Source organism: Micromonospora sp. NPDC005205 (genome assembly GCF_040608275.1).
Lineage (GTDB): Bacteria > Actinomycetota > Actinomycetes > Mycobacteriales > Micromonosporaceae > Micromonospora.
This window is the reverse complement of the sequence record NZ_JBEXHV010000004.1, coordinates 190,236-209,866: the sequence shown is the minus strand read 5'-3', so window position 1 is coordinate 209,866 and position 19,631 is coordinate 190,236. Positions and strand designations below refer to the sequence as shown.

The 19,631-nt window shown below is 70.0% G+C and carries 19 protein-coding genes; 11 read left to right on the top strand and 8 right to left on the bottom strand.

Features of this window, described 5'->3' with window-relative positions; all coding sequences use genetic code 11:
• Positions 1-41: 41 nt before the first annotated feature.
• The 3 genes from ABZU43_RS10685 to ABZU43_RS10675 form a co-directional block, all read right to left on the bottom strand.
• Positions 42-1,805 carry an alpha/beta hydrolase-fold protein gene (locus ABZU43_RS10685; RefSeq protein ID WP_355006272.1) on the bottom strand — a complete coding sequence of 588 codons (1,764 nt, stop codon included), beginning with the start codon at positions 1,803-1,805 and terminating at the stop codon, positions 42-44.
• 398 nt (positions 1,806-2,203) lie between these two features.
• Positions 2,204-3,769 carry an alpha/beta hydrolase gene (locus ABZU43_RS10680; RefSeq protein ID WP_355006271.1) on the bottom strand — a complete coding sequence of 522 codons (1,566 nt, stop codon included), beginning with the start codon at positions 3,767-3,769 and terminating at the stop codon, positions 2,204-2,206.
• 69 nt (positions 3,770-3,838) lie between these two features.
• Positions 3,839-6,664 (bottom strand): BTAD domain-containing putative transcriptional regulator, encoded by a 2,826-nt coding sequence (locus ABZU43_RS10675; protein ID WP_355006270.1) that lies wholly within the window; start codon positions 6,662-6,664, stop codon positions 3,839-3,841.
• Between the two features lie 195 nt (positions 6,665-6,859).
• Here ABZU43_RS10675 and wrbA point away from each other — a divergent pair, with 195 nt between their 5' ends.
• Positions 6,860-7,459, top strand: a complete 600-nt coding sequence (gene wrbA / locus ABZU43_RS10670; protein WP_355006269.1) for an NAD(P)H:quinone oxidoreductase — start codon at positions 6,860-6,862, stop codon at positions 7,457-7,459.
• Positions 7,460-7,539: 80 nt separating this feature from the next.
• Here wrbA and ABZU43_RS10665 read toward each other — a convergent pair whose 3' ends face one another.
• The gene (locus ABZU43_RS10665) at positions 7,540-8,142 is read right to left on the bottom strand and encodes a class I SAM-dependent methyltransferase (protein WP_355006268.1); all 603 of its coding nucleotides are present in this window, start codon (positions 8,140-8,142) and stop codon (positions 7,540-7,542) included.
• Between the two features lie 185 nt (positions 8,143-8,327).
• On the opposite strand from ABZU43_RS10665, the gene ABZU43_RS10660 reads away from it, so the two are divergent.
• From ABZU43_RS10660 to ABZU43_RS10640, 5 genes are all read left to right on the top strand, one after another.
• Complete coding sequence (locus ABZU43_RS10660; RefSeq protein WP_355006267.1) at positions 8,328-8,978, top strand: hypothetical protein; 651 nt, start codon at positions 8,328-8,330, stop codon at positions 8,976-8,978.
• A 75-nt stretch (positions 8,979-9,053) separates the two neighbouring features.
• Positions 9,054-9,890, top strand: a complete 837-nt coding sequence (locus ABZU43_RS10655) for an alpha/beta hydrolase (protein ID WP_355006266.1) — start codon at positions 9,054-9,056, stop codon at positions 9,888-9,890.
• Positions 9,883-10,473: a WHG domain-containing protein gene (locus ABZU43_RS10650; protein WP_355006265.1), complete on the top strand. Its 591-nt coding sequence runs from the start codon at positions 9,883-9,885 to the stop codon at positions 10,471-10,473. Before ABZU43_RS10655 ends, ABZU43_RS10650 begins: the two co-directional genes overlap by 8 nt.
• 98 nt (positions 10,474-10,571) lie before the next feature.
• Positions 10,572-11,459, top strand: a complete 888-nt coding sequence (locus ABZU43_RS10645; protein ID WP_355006264.1) for a helix-turn-helix domain-containing protein — start codon at positions 10,572-10,574, stop codon at positions 11,457-11,459.
• Between the two features lie 99 nt (positions 11,460-11,558).
• Positions 11,559-12,563: a hypothetical protein gene (locus tag ABZU43_RS10640; RefSeq protein WP_355006263.1), complete on the top strand. Its 1,005-nt coding sequence runs from the start codon at positions 11,559-11,561 to the stop codon at positions 12,561-12,563.
• Between the two features lie 107 nt (positions 12,564-12,670).
• On the opposite strand, the gene ABZU43_RS10635 is transcribed toward ABZU43_RS10640, so the two are convergent.
• Entirely contained in the window at positions 12,671-13,057 is a 387-nt protein-coding gene (locus tag ABZU43_RS10635; RefSeq protein WP_355006262.1) for a hypothetical protein, read from the bottom strand.
• Between the two features lie 11 nt (positions 13,058-13,068).
• Positions 13,069-13,497, bottom strand: coding sequence for a hypothetical protein (locus ABZU43_RS10630; RefSeq protein WP_355006261.1), 429 nt, complete (start codon positions 13,495-13,497; stop codon positions 13,069-13,071).
• Between the two features lie 81 nt (positions 13,498-13,578).
• On the opposite strand from ABZU43_RS10630, the gene ABZU43_RS10625 reads away from it, so the two are divergent.
• Positions 13,579-14,196, top strand: coding sequence for a TetR/AcrR family transcriptional regulator (locus ABZU43_RS10625; RefSeq protein WP_355006260.1), 618 nt, complete (start codon positions 13,579-13,581; stop codon positions 14,194-14,196).
• Positions 14,197-14,205: 9 nt separating this feature from the next.
• Here ABZU43_RS10625 and ABZU43_RS10620 read toward each other — a convergent pair whose 3' ends face one another.
• Positions 14,206-15,090: a CDP-diacylglycerol diphosphatase gene (locus ABZU43_RS10620; protein WP_355006259.1), complete on the bottom strand. Its 885-nt coding sequence runs from the start codon at positions 15,088-15,090 to the stop codon at positions 14,206-14,208.
• A gap of 139 nt (positions 15,091-15,229) precedes the next feature.
• On the opposite strand from ABZU43_RS10620, the gene ABZU43_RS10615 reads away from it, so the two are divergent.
• Positions 15,230-15,544: a chorismate mutase gene (locus ABZU43_RS10615; RefSeq protein ID WP_355006258.1), complete on the top strand. Its 315-nt coding sequence runs from the start codon at positions 15,230-15,232 to the stop codon at positions 15,542-15,544.
• Between the two features lie 19 nt (positions 15,545-15,563).
• Here ABZU43_RS10615 and ABZU43_RS10610 read toward each other — a convergent pair whose 3' ends face one another.
• Entirely contained in the window at positions 15,564-16,358 is a 795-nt protein-coding gene (locus tag ABZU43_RS10610) for an IclR family transcriptional regulator (RefSeq protein WP_355006257.1), read from the bottom strand.
• 161 nt (positions 16,359-16,519) lie between these two features.
• Between ABZU43_RS10610 and ABZU43_RS10605 the strand changes: the two genes are divergently transcribed.
• The 3 genes from ABZU43_RS10605 to ABZU43_RS10595 all read left to right on the top strand — a co-directional run bounded on the left by ABZU43_RS10605 (position 16,520) and on the right by ABZU43_RS10595 (position 19,623).
• Entirely contained in the window at positions 16,520-17,767 is a 1,248-nt protein-coding gene (locus ABZU43_RS10605; protein ID WP_355006256.1) for a sugar ABC transporter substrate-binding protein, read from the top strand.
• A gap of 75 nt (positions 17,768-17,842) precedes the next feature.
• Positions 17,843-18,796 carry a sugar ABC transporter permease gene (locus tag ABZU43_RS10600; protein WP_355006255.1) on the top strand — a complete coding sequence of 318 codons (954 nt, stop codon included), beginning with the start codon at positions 17,843-17,845 and terminating at the stop codon, positions 18,794-18,796.
• Positions 18,793-19,623, top strand: coding sequence for a carbohydrate ABC transporter permease (locus ABZU43_RS10595; RefSeq protein WP_196926036.1), 831 nt, complete (start codon positions 18,793-18,795; stop codon positions 19,621-19,623). Before ABZU43_RS10600 ends, ABZU43_RS10595 begins: the two co-directional genes overlap by 4 nt.
• Positions 19,624-19,631: the final 8 nt, after the last annotated feature.

Here is a 19,631-nt window from a genome sequence, read left to right as displayed (position 1 = left end):
GCCGACGACGAGAGGTCGCCGGCCCACCCCTGCCTGCTTGCCTAGCGGACCCGCAGCTGCTGGTGGACCGCAGCGGTGGGGGCGTGGGCCGCGTCACCGGAGTACGCGACGTGCACCGGGTGCACCCCTGCGGGCAGCCCAGCGGTCGGCAGCTCGACGACGGCCGTGCCACCGCGGAGGGCAACCACCCGGGTGGTGCCGCCGAAGGTGACGGCTACCTCGCCGGTCACCTTCGGAGCCTTCGGGCGCGGCGACTGGGCCCGGACGTCGACGGTCAGCGTGAACGTGCCACCGCGGACGACCGAGGCCGGCGTGGCCTTCGCCTTGACCGCGACGTGTCCCGGGCCCGGAGGCGTCAGGGTGACCTGGGCCGAGCGCGACTTGGACGGGTCGGCCACCGACGTCGCCACGACGGTCAGCGACGACGCGGTCTCCGCTGCGGCGACCGACAGCAGACCCTCAGCGGAGATGCTGGTGTCGGTGGAGGTCGCTCCCTGCACCGACCACGTCACCGCCGGGCTCACACCCTCGTTGGTCGTCACCTGGGCGGTGAACTGCCTTTCCCAGCTCCAGCCCTTCGTCAGGTTCACCGTCGCGGGCGTCACCGACACGGTGTCGACCCCCGACCACAGGTGATCCCTGGCGAAGATCGTGAACAGCTGGCCCGCCGTCATCCCGTCGTGCGCGCCGGGGACCTGGGCCGTCGCGGCGGTGTATCCCCGCGCCCGGAAGTTGTCCGCGATGGCGTTCTGGGCGTTGAGGTTGCCCTCGAAGACGCCATTGCCGAGGAAGACCGAGAGATCGTCGTCCCCGACCGCGTTCGCGATGGTGTCGTAGTCCTGGGTGGTGAGCGACGGGTTACCCGAGAAGTGTCCGTAGAACGCGAAGGTGGTCGGGTAGTTCTTCATGACGACGCCGCCCGTCATCCCGCCGTACGAGAATCCCGCGTAGGCACGCCCGGAGCGCTCGGTCGAGACGTTGTAGCTGCTCTCGACGAGGGGCAGGATCGTCTGGACCAGGTTGTTGGCCGCGTTGGTCTGGTTGTAGGACGCGAAGCCGAGGCTGGTGCCCGTGAAGTGGTTGCCCATGGTGACGACCACGGTCGGCTCGATCTCGCCCCTGGCCGTCATGTTGTCCAGGATGTTCGGGACGTTCGCGGGCACCATGAAATCGGTCTCGTCGCCGAAGATGCCGTGGGCGAGGTACGCGACCTTGTACGGCTCCGCGCGGTTGGCGTCGTAGTTGGCCGGCAGGTAGACGCCGAGGTAGTGGCCACTGTCGCCAAGGATCGTGGTGTACGGGACGTACCTGACGGTTCCCCGCTTCGCGCGGTCGGCAACCGGCAACTCGTAGTCCGCACGCGCCTTCAGCACCGGGTCGTTCTGCTTCTTGGCGTACGGCACGTGGACGGCATCGAGGACGTCGTTGTTCCTGACCCGGAACGAGGACTCGCCCGGCGGCCGAGGGTTCGTCGAGGCGGGGTCCCAGATGCGCTTGTTCTCCCAGCCCTGCGTCGGATCCCAGACGCGGTACCAGTAGCTGAGACCGCCGGCGTGCAGCGGGACCGAGACCGACCAGTTCCCCTTCGGGTCCCTGGTCATGTCCCGGAGGAACTCGGTGCCGCCCGCGTGATAGCGCCCCGGCTGCCACTCTTCCGGCTGGTAGCGGGTGGTGCCGGTGCCGACGTCGAGCACTGTCAGATCCCCGGCGAGGCGGACCTGGGTGGCCTGCGGATTGCGGTAGACGAACGTGACGGTGTATCCGGTCGGTGAGTTGCGGTCCGCCTTGACGGTCGCACCCGGCACGGGCGCGGGCTTGCCGGCGGCAGCAGCCGGCGCGGGGACGACGGCCCCCGCAGAGAGCGCTGTGAACGCGAGAATCGAGATCGCAAGCCGGAGCCTGCGTCTTCCGGTCGTTTCCCTCATGCGCGAAGACTCCTTTGTGGTGGTCGCTCGTCGCGGTCTGGTCCGGTGTGGGGAGTTGAGGGCTTCGGTGGTCGCTAAATCGAATTAGCATCGGGAGTGTGACATGGGTACCCCTTTCGATGTCAAGGGTGCCCAGGTTCGGGGCCCGCGCCCGCCGCGACAGGTCCACCACCCCCGACCTGCGGGTTCTTCCGAGCGTCGCTGCCCTGCCGAGCGGGCGGCGACGCCCCAGCACCACCTACCGTGAGCTGGAGCGTCGCCGTGACACCGCCGGCGCGTCAGACCGGGGCGGCCGGGCAGCTCGCACCGACCGGCGGCGTGGTTCTGGTGATGAGGTATCGCTCCACCTGACGGCGGGTGCACTCGGTCCTCGGGTAGCTGGCATGGCCCGACCCCTCGTAGGTGAGGAGGTGGCCCCGGCTGCCGAGCTGGCGCACCACCCGCTGGGCCCCGTCGTACGGGGTGGCCGGGTCGTACCGCCCGTTGAGCACCAGCAGCGGCGCGCTCGTCCGGACCTGCAGTCGATGTTGTGGGTTGGTCGCCGTCCAGCCCAGGCACACAGCGGCGAAGCGGACGGCCAACGGGGAGGCTCGCAGGTGCGGTGCCGTGGCGCGGGACAGGTCGAGATACCGGTTCCAGTCGGCGAACCCGTCGATCGGCAGCGACCAGTCCTGGCAGAACGCCGGTAGCGCGTACTCGGTCAGGTCCTCGTCGCCGTCGACCGGCACCATCGGGGACGCGAGTGAGGCCGGCTCGCCCCGCTCCAGCGCGAGCAGCATGGTCGCGAGATCGGCCCAGGTCGCGTCGAAGAAGTTGACGAACGTCGCGAACCCAAGCTCGAACCAGCTCAGCGGGGTGCCGGTGGCCGCGTCGACGAGTGTGCCGGCATCGGCACGGCGCATCAGCCGGTCGTAGAGCGCCGGCACGTCACGTCCGTGCAGCGCGCAGCCAGGGTTTCGCTCGCACCAGGTCACGAACTCGTGGAACAGCGCCTCGTTACTGGCCGCGCCGCCGCGGAAGTATTCCCGTACCCCCTGGCTGTGGTCCATCACGCTGTCCATGACCAGGGCGCGGACACGGTCGGGGAACAGCTCGGCGTAGGACTGCCCGATCAGGGTGCCGTAGGACCACTGGTAGAGGCTCAGCTGCCGCTCACCGAGTGCGGCCCGGACGGCGTCCGTGTCGCGCGCGACGCTCACACTGTCCAGGTGGTCGAACAGTGGGCCACTGTTGGCACGGCAGTCGTCTCGCAACTGCCGGTTGTAGGTGCGGAGCCGCTCGAACTCCGCGGCGTTCGCGGGTGTCAGGGAGGGCTGCTGACCCAGCAGCGCCGATGAGCAGCGCACCGGTGCGCTACGGACCGTGCCCCGGGGGTCGAAGCCGACGATGTCGAAGCGGCGCAGCACGTCCGGCCCGAGCTGGCTGGCAGCCGTCAACGCCACGTCCACCCCGGACAGGCCGGGACCGCCGGGGTTGAAGACCAGGACACCGATGCGGGCGGCCGGGTCGGTGGCGGGACGCCGGGCCAGCGCCAGAGGGAAGGTCTCCCCTCCCGGTCGGGCCCAGTCGACCGGCAGGCGCAGGGTGCCGCACCGCGTGCCCGGATCGTCGGGCTGTTCCGGGCACGCCTGCCAGTCGATGCGAGCGTTCCCACCGCCGGTGACGTCCACGGTGACCGGCCTGGCACCGCCGCTCGTCGGCGTGGTGCCCGCGAGCGACGGTGGGGCGTTGAGCGACAGGGTGACGAGGGCCGCGACGACGACCGAGAGGCTGCCGAGGAGCCGCCGTCGTCGACGGTCGACCCCGCGCGGATGCCGGGTGGTGGTTCTCTTCGTGGTCAACATTCGTCCAGCCTGCCGACGCCCGGTCCACGTCGGATCCATGCCGGTCCGGGGACGGCCGGCGCAGGACGTTCACTGGTACGCGGCCAGCCGTTCGGCCAGCAACGCGGCCTGTGGATGACCGACCCGGTCGAGGATCGCCAACGCCTGCCGCCACAGGTCGACCGAGGTGTCGTGGTCGCCCAACACCTGATGGGTGTCGCCGAGGCGGACGAGCGTGTCCGCCCTCCCGCACGGGTCCTGGACCTCGGAGTAGAGCGTGAGCGCGCGCCGGTAGCAGTCCGCCGCGCTCGGGTGTTTTCCAAGACCGTGATAGGCGAATCCGAGACTGTCCCAGGTGTGGGCCGTGCCGAGCCGATCCTCGGCCTCCTCGTAGAGCGCGAGAGCCCGCTCGCAGTAGGCGATGGCGCGGGCGTGCTCGTCCAGCCGCGCATGGCTCCAGCCGAGCGCGTTGAGCGCCGCCGCCTCGCCGAGCCGGTCGCCGATGTGGCTGGCCAGTGCCAGCGCCTGCCTGGCGTGCGGCAGCGCCGCCCCTGCGTCTCCCTCGATGTCGGACAGCCAGGCGAGGTGCAGATGGGCGCTGACCTGACCCGGGCGGTCGCCGGCCTGGTCGTACCGTGCCATGGCGCGCCGGAGGTGGTGGTGGGCCGCACCGAACCGGCGGTTCTGGATATGGGCCAGCGCGAGGTCCCGGTGGGCCAGCGCCTCGGCCTGTGGGTCACCGCGGCGGCGCGCGACCGCGACCGCGATGGTCTGCACGGTGGCCAGGTCGTGCCACTGCGAAAGCCGCCCGAGCAGGGGAGTGAGGGCCTGGGCGAGCTGCCCGGCGTGGGCGTCGAAGCCGTGCGCGACCGCGTCGGCGACCGCGGCCAGCAGCACCCGCTGTTCGATGGTGAACCAGGCCAGCGCGGCCCGGTGGTCGGCGAACGCCGACGGTGACGCGTCGGTGGGCAGGGGCGGCGGGTCGAGCGGCTGCCAGCCGGGGTCGACAAGCCTCGCCGCGTCACGAGCGACACGCAGGTAGTGGTCGAGCACGCGCCTGCGGACGGCGCCACGGTCGGCCGGAGGGTCGAGAGCGCGCGTCAGTTCCTCCCCGTACGCGCGGAGCAGATCGTGACAGCGGAAGCGGTTGGGGGACTGCTCGGCCAGCAGGTTCGCCCGGGCCAACTCGTCGAGCGCCGGCCGGATCAGGTGCGATGGCGCACCGGCGAGGCTGGCCGCCGCCGCCGCGCTGACGTCCGGGGCGGGATGCAGGCTGATCTGCCGGAACAGCCGGGCCGCGTCCGCGCTGAGCAGTCGGTACGACCAGGAGAGCACCGTGCGCACGTCGGTGGCGGCATCGTCGGTGGCCAGGGCCGTGAGCCCGCCCCGGCTCGCCGCCAGGTCGTCGGCGATGGCCTGGAGCGGAAATGTGGGCCGGGCGGCGGCTCGCGCGGCCACGATGGACAGCGCCAGGGGCAACCGCGCGGTACGTCCGATCAGCTCGTCGACCGCTGCCGGCTGGGCGATGACCCGCTGCGCGCCCAGTCGGCGGACGAGCAGTTGGCGCGCCTCGTCGTCGCTGGGCAGGTCCAGCGCGAGGAGATGGGCGCCATCGGTGGTGACCAGGCCGGGCAGGGTGTGGCGACTCGTCACGAGCACACCGCAGCGGGTCGACCCTGGAAGCAGGGGCCGCACCTGTTCCGCGTCGCGGGCGTTGTCGAGCAGCACGAGCAGCCGTCGGGCTGCGGTCAGGCTGCGGTACAGGGCGAACTGGGCCGCCGGCTCCGCGGGGATCTCCAGGAGCTTCACACCCAGGGCGGGCAACAGCGAGCGTACGACGGCCGAGGGTGACGCCTCCTGCGTCGCGGTGCCGAATCCGGCCAGGTCGACGTGGAGGTGCCCGTCGGGGAAGTGATGCCGGTTGTCGTGCGCCCAGCGCAGCGCCAGCCAGCTCTTCCCGACGCCGCCCGTACCGGTGATGACGACGGTGCTGGCCGAGCGGGGGTCATCGAGCAGCAGCGAGGTGAGCCGGGCCAGCTCCCCGGCCCGGCCGGTGAACAACGTCGGTGGGGCCGGCAGCTGCCGGGGGACGAAACGCGGCGGGGTTCCTTCCGAGGGCCGCGGATCGGATGCCAACGGCTCCCGTTCCGCCCGCAGGATGCGGGTGTGCAGCTGCTGGAGATCGGGACCGGGCTCGACTCCCACCTCCTCGGCGAGGAGGCGGCGAAGCTGCCGGTACGTCGCCAGCGCGTCGGCACGCCGGCCGGTCCGCGCCAGGGCCACCATCAGTTGCCCCCATGGGCGCTCGCGCAGCGGGTCGTCGTCGACCTGGCTCCGCAGCGGTTCGATCAGCTCGTGATGCTGTCCGGCGCGCAGTTTGAGGTCGACGACCTCCTCCACCAGGCTGGACCGCTGTTCTTCGAGGCGCGCTCGGACTGAGCGCAACACCCCCCAGCCGGGGAGGCCCGCGAACGGTTCCCCACGCCAGAGCGCCAACGCGGCCTCGAACGTCTCCTGGGCGGCTGACCAGTGACCCTGCCGCAGCGCGGAATACCCGCGCTGGGCCAGGTCGTCGAAGGCCACGCTGTCCACCGCCAGCCCGTCCAGGGCAAGACGGTAGCCGGTGGGCCCGGCGACGATGGCGGGGTCGGGGAAGCCCGGGGAGCGCAGCGCCCGGCGCAGCGCCCAGACATAGGTCTTCACGTTGCCGGCTGCCGTCTTCGGCGGGCGCCCCTGCCACAGCTCGTCGACGAGTTGGTCGATGGACCACCCGGTGCCCGGCTGCGACATCAACACGGCCAGGAGGCGCACCTGCATCGGCGTGCCGAGGGCCAGCGGTTCCCCGCAGGCCGACCGCGCCTCGACCGGCCCGAGCAGGTGGTACCGCGCCGCCGGTGGCGTCCCCGCGGGGTCCATCACCTCATCGTAGGGGCGCGCACATTCCGCCTCATCGGCTGGACGGCTGCGGCCCGCGCCCGTCTCCTGGTGTGCTCCGTCACGCCGGTGAGCATGGTCAGGAGGTTGGGACACCGCGAGGCGGCTGCTAATGTCGAGATTGTTGCGGCCGCAAATTTATCAGCGGCAACTACTTTCCTGGGAAGGATGCCTCCGATGACCAAGCTCTCCGTCATCTACTACTCGTCCACCGGCACTCTGCACGCCATGGCCAAGCGCCTCGCCGAGGCTGGCGAGAAGGCTGGCGCCGAGGTGCGTCTGCGTCAGGTTCCGGAGCTCGCCCCGGCCGAGGCCATCGCCTCCAACGCCGCCTGGAGCCAGCACTTCGACGCTACCAAGGACGAGGCGAAGGCGACCGCCGACGACGTCGTCTGGGCGGACGCGGTGCTGTTCGGCACGCCCACCCGCTACGGCAACGTCGCCAGCCAGCTCAAGCAGTTCCTCGACACCCTCGGTCCGCAGTGGGCGCAGGGCCAGCTCGCCAACAAGGTGTACGCCGGCTTCACCGCCTCCATGACCGCGCACGGCGGCCAGGAGTCGACCCTTCTCGCGCTCTACAACACCATCCACCACTTCGGGGGTCTGGTCGTCGCCCCGGGTTACACCGACCCGCTGAAGTTCGCGGACGGCAACCCGTACGGCGTCTCGCACGTCACCGGGGGCAGCAACGACGCCCCGCTGGGCGACGCCCAGTTCGCCGCGCTCGACCACATGGCCGAGCGGGTCGTCACGATCGCCGGGAAGCTCAACGCCTGAGTGCTGACGCCCGCCCGGACGCGGGTGCTCAGCTGGGCGAGGGCCGGTCTCCCAGGACGGGAGGCCGGCCCTCGGCGTCCTCACACCGCGATCGCCGCGATGGCGGCAAGCGGCCGATGCTCGTCGGTGGCGGACCGCCGGAGGCGTTCCACCTCGCGGAAACCGGCCCGGCCGAGTCGTTCGGAGATCTCGTCGACCGGCCAGCGGTAGGCGGTCAGGACCTTGTGGTCGAAGGCGCCGACCTCCTCGGCGTCGAAGACGCCCAGGACCAACCGCCCGGCCGGGACCAGCACCCTTCGGAACTCCTTGAGCATGCCGTCCAACTCGGGCGGCGGAAGATGAATCAACGAGTACCAGGCCAGGATGCCGTCGACGGAGTCTTCGGCGATATCGAGGCGTTCCATCGAGCCGAGGTGGAACTCGACGCCCGGGTGGGCCGCCCGCGCATGGGCGATGAACTCGGGGACCAGGTCGATCCCTGCTGCGTCGACGCCCAGCTCGCGAAGGTATCCGGTGAGGTGGCCAGGCCCGCACCCCAGATCGAGCACCCGGCCGGGCCGGCTGCCCAGGTGTCGCCGGATGAGGGCGAGGTCGTCGGCGTCCACCTGCTGGCCCGTGCCGAACAGCTCGATGTAGAGCTCCGCGACGGACGTGTAAGCCTGTCGCACCGTGTCCGTTTCCATCGCCGAACTATATGGGTCACCGGGCCTTGCCAGGTCGGCCTACCGTGACGGGCATGACACGTCGAGCCACACTGGCCGGCATTTCTGCGGGCCTGCTCATGCTGGGTTGCTCGGTTGGCGCATCGAAGGACAGTGCACCCAAGCCTCGATCCGCCCCGGCTTCGACGGCCAGCGCCGATGCCACAATGACGGCCGAGGCGATCGGTCTGCTGCGGACGGGCACGGCGTTCGTCGATCGGACGAGTTTTCGCAGCGACGTCGATATCGCCAGTCAGATCGCGGCGCTGTCGCGCAGCGACAACGTCCGCAAGCGCTCGATCGCCACCATCTCGGCGCCGGGTGGGGTCATCGAGATCCGGATGATCGACGACGAGGTCTACATGAAGGCCGGCGCACTCCTTCGCGGTGTCGGCGACGGTTGGATGGTCCTCGACCCGGCCCGGTTGCCGCCGGACTTCGCCCTGAGCTTCGCGCCGTGCAGAAACGACTTCGGCGGCTCCGGCCGCCTCATCGACGCGATCGTCACCGCACGGGTGAACGGCACCCAGATCACCGGGACGATCGACGTGACCCGGGTTGCCGCCGGCAACGGGATCAGCTTCCGCCCCCCTCCCGGTGGTGTCTTCCCGGACGGCGCGCGCAGCCACGCTTTCCGGGCGACGCTGGACACCGAGGGTCGGCTGGTCAGCTTCCTGATCCCGGAGGCCAACGGGTTGCCGAACGCGTCCCTGCGCTACAGCGACTTCGGTACGACAGTCACTGTCGCTCGGCCGACCGGGGCGGCCGCCGCCCCCGATGCCCTCTATCCCCAGCTCGGCATGGGTGGAGGGAAGTAGCGGCGACCGGTACTTGCCCATCGCGGCTAATTCGGTTAGCCTCTAGCTAATCACATTAGCTTGCTGGAGGACGTCATGACCGAATACCTGAACATCGCCGGCAACACCCTCGCGTACGAGGTGACCGGCCATGGCCCGCTTGTCGTCCTGGCGCACGGCATGGGCGACAGCCGGCACTCCTACCGGTTCGTCGCCCCGGCCCTCGCCGCGGCCGGATACCGGGTCGCCAACGTCGACATCCGTGGCTGCGGCGACTCCAGTCTCGGCTGGGACGGCTACAGCCGCACCGACATCGCGAGTGATCTGGTCGCCGTCGTGCGCCACCTCGGAGGCCCCGCCGTGATCATCGGCCAGTCGATCAGCGGCGGCGCCGCGACCATCGCGGCCGCCACCGCCCCCGAGCTGATCAGCGGCGTCATCGAGCTGGCGCCGTTCACCCGCGCGCAGTCCTTCGACCTGGGTGGGCTGGTGCGGGTGAAGCGCTTCCGCGCCGGCTACCTCCAACTGGCGCAGGTGCTCGTCCGGGGCAGCGTGGCGAACTGGCGCAGGTACCTCGACGTGGCGATCCCCACCAAGCCCGCCGACTGGCACGGTGAGCTGGCGCGCATCGAGGCCAAGATGAGTGAGCCCGGCCGGATGAAGGCCCTCCAGTCCATGGCCAAGAGCAGCCCGGCCGACGCCGGTCGGCAACTGCCGAATGTCACCTGCCCGGTCCTGGTGATCCAGGGCAGCGTCGACCCGGACTGGGCCGACCCACGGGCCGAGGGTGAGCGCATCCTCGCCGACCTGCCGCGAGGGCTCGGCGAGCTGGCTGTCATCGAGGGCGCGGGCCACTACCCGCACGTCCAGACGCCCGACGAGGTCCTCGCGCTGGCCCTGCCCTTCCTCGCCCGGACGCTGACCAGTGCCTAAGGCGCGGCTCACCCCGGCATCGGTCACCGAAGCCGCCGCCGCGCTGGTCGACGAGGTCGGCTTCGACAACCTCAGCATGGGTCTGCTCGCCGAACGGCTGGGAATCAAGACCCCCTCGCTCTACAAGCACGTCGCCAGCCAGGCCGACCTGGCACACCGGATCGCCATCCTGGGGATGACCCAGGCCGGCGACGCCCTCCGTGACGCCATTCAGGGCCGCTCCGGCAGTGAAGCCCTCGCCGCCGGAGCGCAGGCGATGCGGACGTTCGTGCGGGAACACCCCGGCCGGTACGCGGCCAGCAACGCCGCCCGCCCGACCGGCCCGGACGACCCGTTCATCCCGGCCAGCGAGCGGGTGCTCGCCTCATGGGCGGCCATGCTGGGCGGGTACGACCTCGAACCCGGCCAGGTGATCCACGCCATGCGGACGCTTCGTAGCGTCCTGCACGGGTTCGCCACCCTTGAGGTGGCCGGTGGGTTCCAGATCGACGCGTCCGTCGACGAGAGCTTCAGCTGGCTGGTCAGCTTCATCGATGAGGGCCTTCGCGCCGGCGCCGTCAGTGGCAGCGACGTCGCGAACTGACACCGGGTCGCCTGCATGCGTACGGACTGCCTCGCCGGGCGGTGCCTACCCCTGGCAGGGAGTGGTTGGGGCCGGCAGGGCTCGCAATACTTCGAGTCATGAACGCGAGAGGACAGCTCGGCGACTTCCTCCAGGCCCGGCGCTCCCAGCTGCGGCCGGAGGACACCGGCGTGGCGACGTACGGTGAGCGGCGCCGGGTTCGAGGGCTGCGGCGGGAAGAGTTGGCCCTGCTGGCCGGGGTCAGCGTCTCCTACTACACCCGGTTGGAGCAGGGACAGGCCGTGAACGCCTCACCCGAGGTGCTCGACGCGCTTGCCCGGGCACTGCTACTCGACGACGCGGAACGCCGCCATCTGGGCGAGCTGGCGGCCGGAACCCGCCGCCGGCCTGCCGTACGTCGCCCGGCCCCGGAACGAGTGAGCCCGGCGCTACGCCAGCTCGTGGCGACGCTTGGTGACGTACCTGTGGTGGTGCTCGGTCGCCGCGCCGACGTGCTGGCCTGGAACACCGCCGGTCACGCCCTCTTCGCCGGTCACCTGAACCCGGAGATCCCGGAGTGGCCGAACCAACGGCCGAACATGGCACGGCTGGTGTTCCTGGACGCGCACACGCGTGACCTGTACGCGGACTGGCCCGCCAAGGCCCGCGCGGTGGTGGCGACACTGCGGATGGCTTCCGGGCAGCACCCGGACGACCCGCTGATGGCCGCGCTGGTCGGTGAGTTGACCGTGCGGAGTCCGCAGTTCGCCGCCATGTGGGCCGACCACCGGGTGAAGGCCGGCGGCGACACCGTCTACCAGATGTGTCACCCGCTGGTCGGTGCGATGGACGTGACACAGCAGACCCTGCGCACCGAGACCGGCCAGACCGTCATCGCCGCCACCACCGAACCCGGCTCGGCATCCCACGCCGCGATGACGTTGCTCGCGCACAGCGCCGTCACCACCCGTGCCGGTGCTTCGCAGCCGCTCGTCAGGCGCGAATAGCGCCGTCCCCATCGGCTCGACACGAGGTGCTCCGCAAGGAGCGCCGGACCCGTCGCGCCCTGCTCAAGCCCACCAACAACACCGTGAGTAAGGACAGAAATGCGCAAGAGAACAATGACCCTCGCAGTCGCTGTCGCAGCAGCCGGGTTCGGTGTCGTGACGGTCGTGCCGTCGAGCGCCGCACCGGCCGCGACCACCCGGGCGCTCACCGTCGGGCCGAGTCGAGCGTCGGCCGCGCCGGTGCCCGCGCGGATCGCGGTCCACTTCGACCTGGCGAAGGGCCAGTTGCCGGAGAACGTCGCGCTCGGCCCGGACGGGACCGCCTACGTCACCTTCGCGGCGGCCCGACAGGTCGCCGCGGTCACCCCGTCCGGCGGGACGCGGGTTCTGGCAACCCTGCCGGCCCCGGCCGACGGCGGCGTCAACACGCCGGTGCTCGGGTTCGCGCTGACCACGGGCATCGTTCGAATGGCTGACAGCACCATCTATTTCCTCTACGCGAGCGGCGACGCCGCCACCACGGGGCTGTACCGGCTTCGTCCCGGCCGGTCCCCGTACCGCATCGCGGCCCTGCCGGCCGACGGGCTCCCCAACGGCCTGACGTTCGACGCGGGGACGAAGAGGTTCTACCTCACGGACTCGGTGCTCGGCACGATCTCGACGGTTCCCCTGCAAGGCGGTCGCGCCGAGGTGTGGTCCTCGGCACCCGAGCTCGCCCCGGCGGGCTTCCTCGGTGCCAACGGCATCAAGGTCCGAGCCGGCGCGGTCTGGGCGACCAACCTCGACCAGGGCACGCTGCTGCGCATTCCGCTGCGGCACGGCCGACCCGGGCCGGTCCGGGTGGTGGCGACCGGTCTGGTCGGTATCGACGACTTCGCCTTCGTCGATGCCGGTGACGACACGGTCATCGCCACGCTGAACGGGCCGAACACCGTGGTGAGCATCGACGCGGCCGGCCGTTCCCGAACGGTGATGACTGCGGCCGACGGGTTGCAGAACCCGACCTCGGTGGCCGTGCGCGGTCGCACCGTCTACGTGCTCAGTGCCGCGTACACCACCGGCGTCGACCCCAACCTGGCGCTGGCCACCCTGCCACTTCGCTGATCCGTCACGCGCCAGGACAGTTACCGAGTGCTCGGATCGCCCGCCACCGTCGGATGACGGCGACGGGCGATCCGGCGCTTCCGCTCGCGGGGGGAGAATTGGATCGGTCACGGCGCGGCCCGGGAGGACGTCCGCTCGTTCGACGAGCCGTCTGGTCCGCTCGGACGCCGCCTGCCGAGGTGGAGGGCAGCTGCCGTAGCCAGCGCGGCCACGACGATCAGCGCGGCGAAGACCGGGTGCATGTCCTTGGACAGGCTCGGGGCGCGGTCAGGCCCGATGGCCCAGAGGATCAGCGGAGTGGCGTAGGCGGCGGCGAGAGCGATGGTCCAGCGGCGTAGTCGGCGTAGGTGGGCGTGCCGCAGGCTGACGGTCAGCGCGAGGACGACCGGGACGATGGCCAGCATGGCGAACTGTCCGACGACCAGGACCGGGACCGCCCAGATCGAGATGGTGACGGTCCGGTCGACGCGGCGGAAAGGCGAGGTGGAGGGCATTGTCGTCTCCGTCATCGGGTCGGGTTGGTGGTCGCGGGACGCCACGCCAACCAGCCGCGGCACAGCACGTACGCGGCCGCGACGACGGCGACGAGCCCGAAGTCGATGACGGCCGACAGGCGGGCCTCCGGAACGTCTCCGATCAGCGCGCCGAACACGACGAGAGCGGCCTTGCCGGCGAGCACGATCTCCCAGACGCCGGCCGCCTGGCGCGGCCTGACCGCCAGCAGGGCGAAGAGCGCGGCGAAGATGCCGAAGCTGGAGACCCGCCAGCCCTCGATGAACAGGCGCTCGTCGCTGGCGTTGATGGTCAGTAGTACGCCGTTGACGAACGCGACGCCGGTGGCGAGGGACGCGAGGGCCGCCAGCGCACGGCCGGCAAGGTCGGCGCGGTGGGTGGGGGCGGCGGTGTCGATTCGGGTAGCGGTCGCTGTGGTCATGAGAGGCTCCTTCTTGAGGAAACGTACGTCAACTTACAGTCGTTAACTTACGCGCTCGCCTAACGTCTGTAAAGTCAAGGAGTGACCACACCGAGAACACGGGCCCGTAACAAGCGCGGCGAAGGTGCCCAACTGCGCGACGAGATCGTCGACGCCGCGATGACGCTCCTTGAGGACGGAGCGCCGCAGGGCGTGACCCTGCGCGGGATCGCCCGGCAGGCCGGCATCTCCGCGCCGTCGATCTATCCGCACTTTCCGGACCTGGACTCGATCCTGCTCGCGGTCGCGCAACGCGCGTTCGACATCCTGGAGCAGGAACTGGGCACACCAGAGGACGCGGATCCGGTCGAGCGGCTACGCGCGACCTGCGCGGCCTACCTGGCCTTCGCCGAACGCCGGCCCCACCAGTACCGGGTGATGTTCGGCGCCGTCTGGGACGCCGGGCAGGCCCTTGAGCGGGCGCCCGGCATGGCGGACGAGCTCGCCGTGCTCGGCATGGGGGCCTTCGAGGTCCTGCGGCGTACGCTCGCGGACTGTGTCGCGGCGGGACGGTCGACCAGCGCCGACCCCTTCGGCGACGCGGCAGCGCTCTGGGTCGGGCTGCACGGATTTGCCCAGCTCCGCGTGGCAGCGCCGCTGTTTCCCTGGCCGCCGGAGTTGCGCGACTCCATCATCGACCGGATGGCGCTGCTGCGCTGAGCGGGCGGCTCAGGCGTACGCCAGCAGGAAGTCGACGGTGCCCGTACCCCCGGGTTGACCGGCCGGGACGGGCAGGCCCGGCTCGCTGTTCAGGACGTAGAACCCGCCGCCGCCGATCAGGCGGGGCGTCACGGCCAGCATCTGCGCGGCCATCGCCGCTCCGGTCGGCCGCACGACGCTGTCCAGCAGGAGCCGGAAGAGGTTCCCGTTCAGGTTCGCGACGTGCAGAACCCGGTATGAGCGCGGGGCGGGCAGGCCGGTGCTCGTCAGGCCCCAGATCGGCACGATCTGGTTGCGCCACCGGTTCGGGTCGTTGCTGATCGCGCTGTCGTGGTTGTTCAGCTGCGTCTGGATCCCCGAGTGGATCCCGGCGAGGTGGATGTGGAGCTGGTCCTGCTGACGGATCGTCGGGTCGGCCGAGTTGACGCCCAGCCCGAGGTGGGGATAGACGACGTGCCCCGGCTGCCCCGGCTGGGCGTTGTCCCAGGCGTCCAGCCAGTAGTTCGGCGCGCTGGCGGTGGTGATGAACGGGCACTCGATGCCGCTGATCCGGCAACTGGGCACGAGCAGGAAGTCGTGGTTCGAGCCCGACCCTCCATTGAGGACGACGTACGTGGGAGTGGTCCGCAGGCACTGGGGGAATGGCGGCCCGGTCTTCGTGCCCTCGCAGACCTGGACCCGGTCCCACAGGTCGTACCTGCCACCGGTGTCGGCGGGGTAGCCGCACAGGGCCGAGGGTGTGGGGCAGGCCGCCGCGCCGGGGCCGCCGGGTGTCGAGGGCGACGGCGCGGGGGTCGGGCCCCCGTCGGCCAACGCCCGGTCCGCGCCGACCAGTCCCAGCAGTCCGGTGGCGCCGGCGGTTCCGGAGAGTCTGACGAACTGACGCCGTGGCATTCCGCCCATCGTCACCCTCCGTGGTTGCCGTGCCGAGGCGAACATGAACGTGTCGAGATTAGGGTGATAGCCGGCATTCGACGCGTCGGCCGGCGAACGGGTCCCCTGATCGTGTCGCTGTCGTGCGACGATTTCCGGCGTGGCAGAGACCGCGACGACGTTGACAGCGATCCGCGCTCGGATCGACGAGCTGGATCGGGACCTGGTCGGGCTGCTTGCCCGTCGGGAGGAGCTGGTCCGGCAGGCCGCCCCGCTCAAGAGCGACGGTCAGGCCGTCCGTGCGCCGGACCGGGTGGCGCAGGTGGTGGCCCGGGTCCGCACGTTGGCCAGCGAGGCCGGTGCCGACCCGGATCTGATCGAACGGATCTACCGGGGCATGATCCAGGCCTTCATCGACATGGAGACCGACGAGCACCACCGCATCACCGGCGGGTCGGCGCCGAGAACGCGGTGATCGCCCGGGGCGTGCGCGGTCAGGTCGCCGAGAGGATCTCGCCGTCCGGGCTGGCCACGGTGGGCGGCGGCGCGTAGCCGAGCTCGTACGAAATCTTGTTGGCGGTCTCCAGGAGCAGCGGAAGGTTGCTCTTGAGCTGGTCGAGGCTCGCGATGACCTCGATCGCCGTGATCGAGGCAGCGGCGATGACCTGCCCCCGTGAATCCCTGATCGGCGCGGCCACGCACATCACGTAGGCGTCGTGCTCGCCGTTGTCCATGGCCCAGCCGCAGTCGTGGATGCGGGCAAGTTCGGCTTCCAGGGAGTCGTGGTCGGCGAACGTGGTGTCGGTGAACTTCTCGAAGACGACGTGGGAGAGAAGCCTGTCGCGTTCCTGCCGGGGGAGGTAGGCGAGGATGGTCTTGCCCACGGCGCTCGCGTAGATCGACACCGCGCGTCCCACCCGCGACGGCAGCTTGACGGCGTCGAACGCCGGGCTGTCGACCTTGTCGATATAGATGATCTCGTCGCCGGTCAGTTGCGCCAGGTGTACGGTGTGGCCGGTCTCGCGTTGCAGCGCACGCAGGTGTGCGGCGGCGGGCTGGCGAAGGTCCATCGAGCCGAGCGCGAGCTCGGACAACTCGATCAGGCCGCTGCCGAGCACGTAGGTGCCCGCGCCCGTCCGGCGGACGAAGCGCGCGGACTCCAGTGTTTGCAGTATGCGGAGCGCTGTGGACTTGTGGACGCCGAGCACGTCCGCAGCCTCCGTAAGGGACAGCGGGTGCTCCGCGGATCGACGGATGAGGTCGATCGCGCGGCGAATCGATTGCGCCAAGGCTGTGTCTCCCCTCGCGCGACGGTAGCGCCGTCGCTGTCATTGCATATTGTGCAATATAGATGACGCGATGCGCAATCGCCACTTGACACCGTTGCACATGACGCTACGATCGTTGCAATTTCATCGGCTTGACGTCATCTCGTAACAGTGGAGTAACGATGGGTAATAAGCGCGCTTATTTCGGCATCGCCAGGGCGACATGTGCCCTCGGCCTTGCCGCCACGCTCCTGACCGGTTGCGGCTCCGACGGCGGCTCCGGCGACGGCGTCACCAAACTGACCTTCGCGGCCTCGACCTTCGGCGACCCGGGCCGCGGGCCCCTGTTGACGAAGTGGCTCGACGAGTTCAACCAGAGCCAGACCAAGGTCCAGGTCTCCGCCGCCGCGGTGCCGTACCCGACCTTCGGTCAGACCGTGCTCACGCAGATGGGCAGCGGCAAGGGTCCCGACCTGGTCCGCTTCGACATGCCCGAGTTCGAGGCGGCCTCGGACGCCGGTCTCGTCGCACCGCTGGACAAGGTGATCGACGCCAGCAAGTACGACCTGCTCAAGCAGCCGGACCAGTTCATGGTCCACGACGGTGTCCGGCACGGCGTCATCTTCGAAGCGTCGAACTACGCGATGTTCTACAACGCGGACCTGATCCCGACGCCGCCGACCAGCTACGAGCAGTTCACCTCCACCGCCAAGTCGCTGACCAAGGGCGACGTCTTCGGCCTGGCGTTCCGCCAGACGGAGGCCGAGGAGGCCGGTGTCTGGCAGGACATCTTCAACTACGTCTACGGCTTCGGCGGCGCGTGGTCCGACGGAAAGAACCTGACGATCAACTCGCCGGAGAACCTCAAGGGCCTCCAGGCGTTCAAGGACCTGTACGACGCGAACGTGATCCCGCGCGGCGCGGACGCTGCCACGTTTCGGCGGATGTTCGCCGAGGGCAAGGTCGGGATGGAGCTCAACAACGGCGGTTACGTGACCGCCACGCGTGGCCAGAACGCCAAGCTGAACTTCAACGTCGCTCCCATCCCGTTCCCGGTCCGCAAGCAGGGCGCGATCCTCGCACCAATCGTGATCAACGAGGCCAGCGAGGGCAAGGACGAGGCCGCCACCTTCATCAAGTGGGCGCTGGAGCCGCAGAACCAGGTGAAGCTCCAGGAGATCCTCGGCGCGAGCAGCGTCGCCACCACCACGCAGCGCAGCGCGGAAGCGCTCAAGGCCACGCCGTTCCTCCCCGTCTTCGACGGGCTCACCGAGACCAGCCTGCCGCAGATCGTGCTGGGGTTCGAGGCCAAGACGCCGGACATCCGCAAGGTGGTCGTGCAGAACGTGGTCGCGGCACTGCAGGGCAAGGCCGACCTCAAGTCGGCACTCGACCGCGCCCAGCAGCAGGCGACCGAACTGGTCCGCTGACCGCTCGACACGGCGACGCCGCCGACGCAAGGATTCGTGCGTCGGCGGCGTCCTTCCCCCAGAAGGACCGATCCGATGACTGTGGTCGAGCAGACCGGAGTACCGAAGACAACACCCTCAGGCCGGCCCCGGCGTCGGCCCAGCCCGCTGGGCAGCAGGTGGACGCCGTACCTGTTCCTGGCACCCGCCGCACTGTTCATCCTCGTCTTCCAGGCGGTACCCCTCGTCCAGGAGGTGTACCTCAGCTTCACCAGGACGAGGCTGCTCAACCCCACCCGCAGTGAGTGGGTCGGGCTCGACAACTTCAACCGGATCTTCGGGGACCCCGAGTTCCATCGCACCCTGCTGATCACAGTCGTCTACGTGATCACCTGCGTGGTCGTCGCGATCGGCGCCGGGCTCGCCGTCGCGCTCCTGCTCAACAGGAAGTTCCGCGGCCGTGGCGTGGCACGGGCGCTGGTGACCGTCCCCTGGGCGGCTCCGGGCATCGCGGTGGCGCTCATCGCCACCTGGATGCTCAACGCGCAGTACGGCATCGTGAACCGACTCCTCGACGCGGTCGGGCTCGGCGTCCCGGGTGGCGCCATCCTCGACAGCCCGCGCTACGCGCTTCCGGCGGTGCTCGCCACGACCATCTGGCAGCTGTTCCCCTTCACCTCCGTGGTGCTGCTCTCCGCCCTGCAGTCCGTACCGCAGGATCTCAACGAGGCCGCCACCGTGGATGGTGCCGGACGGTGGGCGACCTTCCGGGCCGTCACCTGGCAGGTCATCAAGCCGACGGTGGGTCTGTTGGCCCTGCTGATGACGATCTGGTCGCTGCGGCGGTTCGAGCTGATCTGGCTGATGACCAAGGGCGGGCCGGTCGGTGCCACCGAGACGCTCGTCATCGACCTCTATTCGCAGGCCTTCGACTCGAAGGAACTCGGTTCGGCGGCGGCCATCGGGATGGTCGGCGTCGTCATCTCGCTCATCGTCGTCATCGGCAGCCGCCTGGTCGCCCGCGCTGTGGAGAAGGGGGACGTCCGATGAGGCGCTTCCGTTTCGGTGTCACCGCACGGATCGTCGCCGTGCTCGTCGTGCTCGGTGTCGCGGTGTTCCCGCTGTACTGGATGTTCGTCACCGCGCTGTCCAGCAACAGCGACCTCTTCGCCGATCAGCCCCGGCTCACGCCGGACCTCGGCCAGTTCGGGGTCTTCGTGGATGCGCTCGCCGAGGGCAAGGCCGCCGGTTGGCTGCTCAACAGCCTGATCATCGCCGTCGGCACGATGGTGCTCTCCGTCGGCCTGGGCATCCCGCTCGGCTACGCGTTGTCCCGGTTCTCGTTCTGGGGCAAGGCCGTGCTGACAGTCGTTCTGCTGTTCACGCAGATGCTTCCCGAGGCGCTCATGGTCGTCCCGCTGTTCGCGCTGTTCCGCCGCTTCGAACTGCTCGACTCGCTGACCGGCCTCATCCTGGTGAACTCCGCCTTCGTCCTGCCGATCGTCGCGCTGATCCTCAAGGGCGCCATCGACGGCATCCCGAAGGAGTTGGAGGAGGCCGCGCGTGCCGACGGCGCCCGGCCCTTCACCACCCTGACCCGCATCAACGTGCCGCTCATCGCCCCGTCGATCGCGGCCACCGCTGTCATCGCGTTCTTCCACGCCTGGAACGAGTACGTGTTCGCAGTGACGTTCATCTTCAACCCGGACCTGCAACCCGCCTCTGTCGGCATCGCCAACTTCATCGGCGAGCTGGGTACACCGATCCAGACGGTGATGGCCGTCGCCTTCCTGTTCACGCTGCCGGCCGTCGCCTTCTACCTGTTGGTGCAGAAGTACGTGGTGTCCGGCATGACCGCCGGCGCGGTGAAGGGTTGAGCCGAAAG

What these genes read in the sequence shown, in the direction of transcription:
- ABZU43_RS10680 (WP_355006271.1), bottom strand. Translation starts at nt 3,769, where the DNA reads ATGTTGACCACGAAGAGAACCACCACCCGGCATCCGCGCGGGGTCGAC.
- ABZU43_RS10675 (WP_355006270.1), bottom strand. Translation starts at nt 6,664, where the DNA reads ATGGACCCCGCGGGGACGCCACCGGCGGCGCGGTACCACCTGCTCGGG.
- wrbA (WP_355006269.1), top strand. Translation starts at nt 6,860, where the DNA reads ATGACCAAGCTCTCCGTCATCTACTACTCGTCCACCGGCACTCTGCAC.
- ABZU43_RS10665 (WP_355006268.1), bottom strand. Translation starts at nt 8,142, where the DNA reads ATGGAAACGGACACGGTGCGACAGGCTTACACGTCCGTCGCGGAGCTC.
- ABZU43_RS10660 (WP_355006267.1), top strand. Translation starts at nt 8,328, where the DNA reads ATGACGGCCGAGGCGATCGGTCTGCTGCGGACGGGCACGGCGTTCGTC.
- ABZU43_RS10655 (WP_355006266.1), top strand. Translation starts at nt 9,054, where the DNA reads ATGACCGAATACCTGAACATCGCCGGCAACACCCTCGCGTACGAGGTG.
- ABZU43_RS10645 (WP_355006264.1), top strand. Translation starts at nt 10,572, where the DNA reads ATGAACGCGAGAGGACAGCTCGGCGACTTCCTCCAGGCCCGGCGCTCC.
- ABZU43_RS10640 (WP_355006263.1), top strand. Translation starts at nt 11,559, where the DNA reads ATGCGCAAGAGAACAATGACCCTCGCAGTCGCTGTCGCAGCAGCCGGG.
- ABZU43_RS10635 (WP_355006262.1), bottom strand. Translation starts at nt 13,057, where the DNA reads ATGCCCTCCACCTCGCCTTTCCGCCGCGTCGACCGGACCGTCACCATC.
- ABZU43_RS10630 (WP_355006261.1), bottom strand. Translation starts at nt 13,497, where the DNA reads ATGACCACAGCGACCGCTACCCGAATCGACACCGCCGCCCCCACCCAC.
- ABZU43_RS10620 (WP_355006259.1), bottom strand. Translation starts at nt 15,090, where the DNA reads ATGCCACGGCGTCAGTTCGTCAGACTCTCCGGAACCGCCGGCGCCACC.
- ABZU43_RS10605 (WP_355006256.1), top strand. Translation starts at nt 16,520, where the DNA reads ATGGGTAATAAGCGCGCTTATTTCGGCATCGCCAGGGCGACATGTGCC.
- ABZU43_RS10600 (WP_355006255.1), top strand. Translation starts at nt 17,843, where the DNA reads ATGACTGTGGTCGAGCAGACCGGAGTACCGAAGACAACACCCTCAGGC.
- ABZU43_RS10595 (WP_196926036.1), top strand. Translation starts at nt 18,793, where the DNA reads ATGAGGCGCTTCCGTTTCGGTGTCACCGCACGGATCGTCGCCGTGCTC.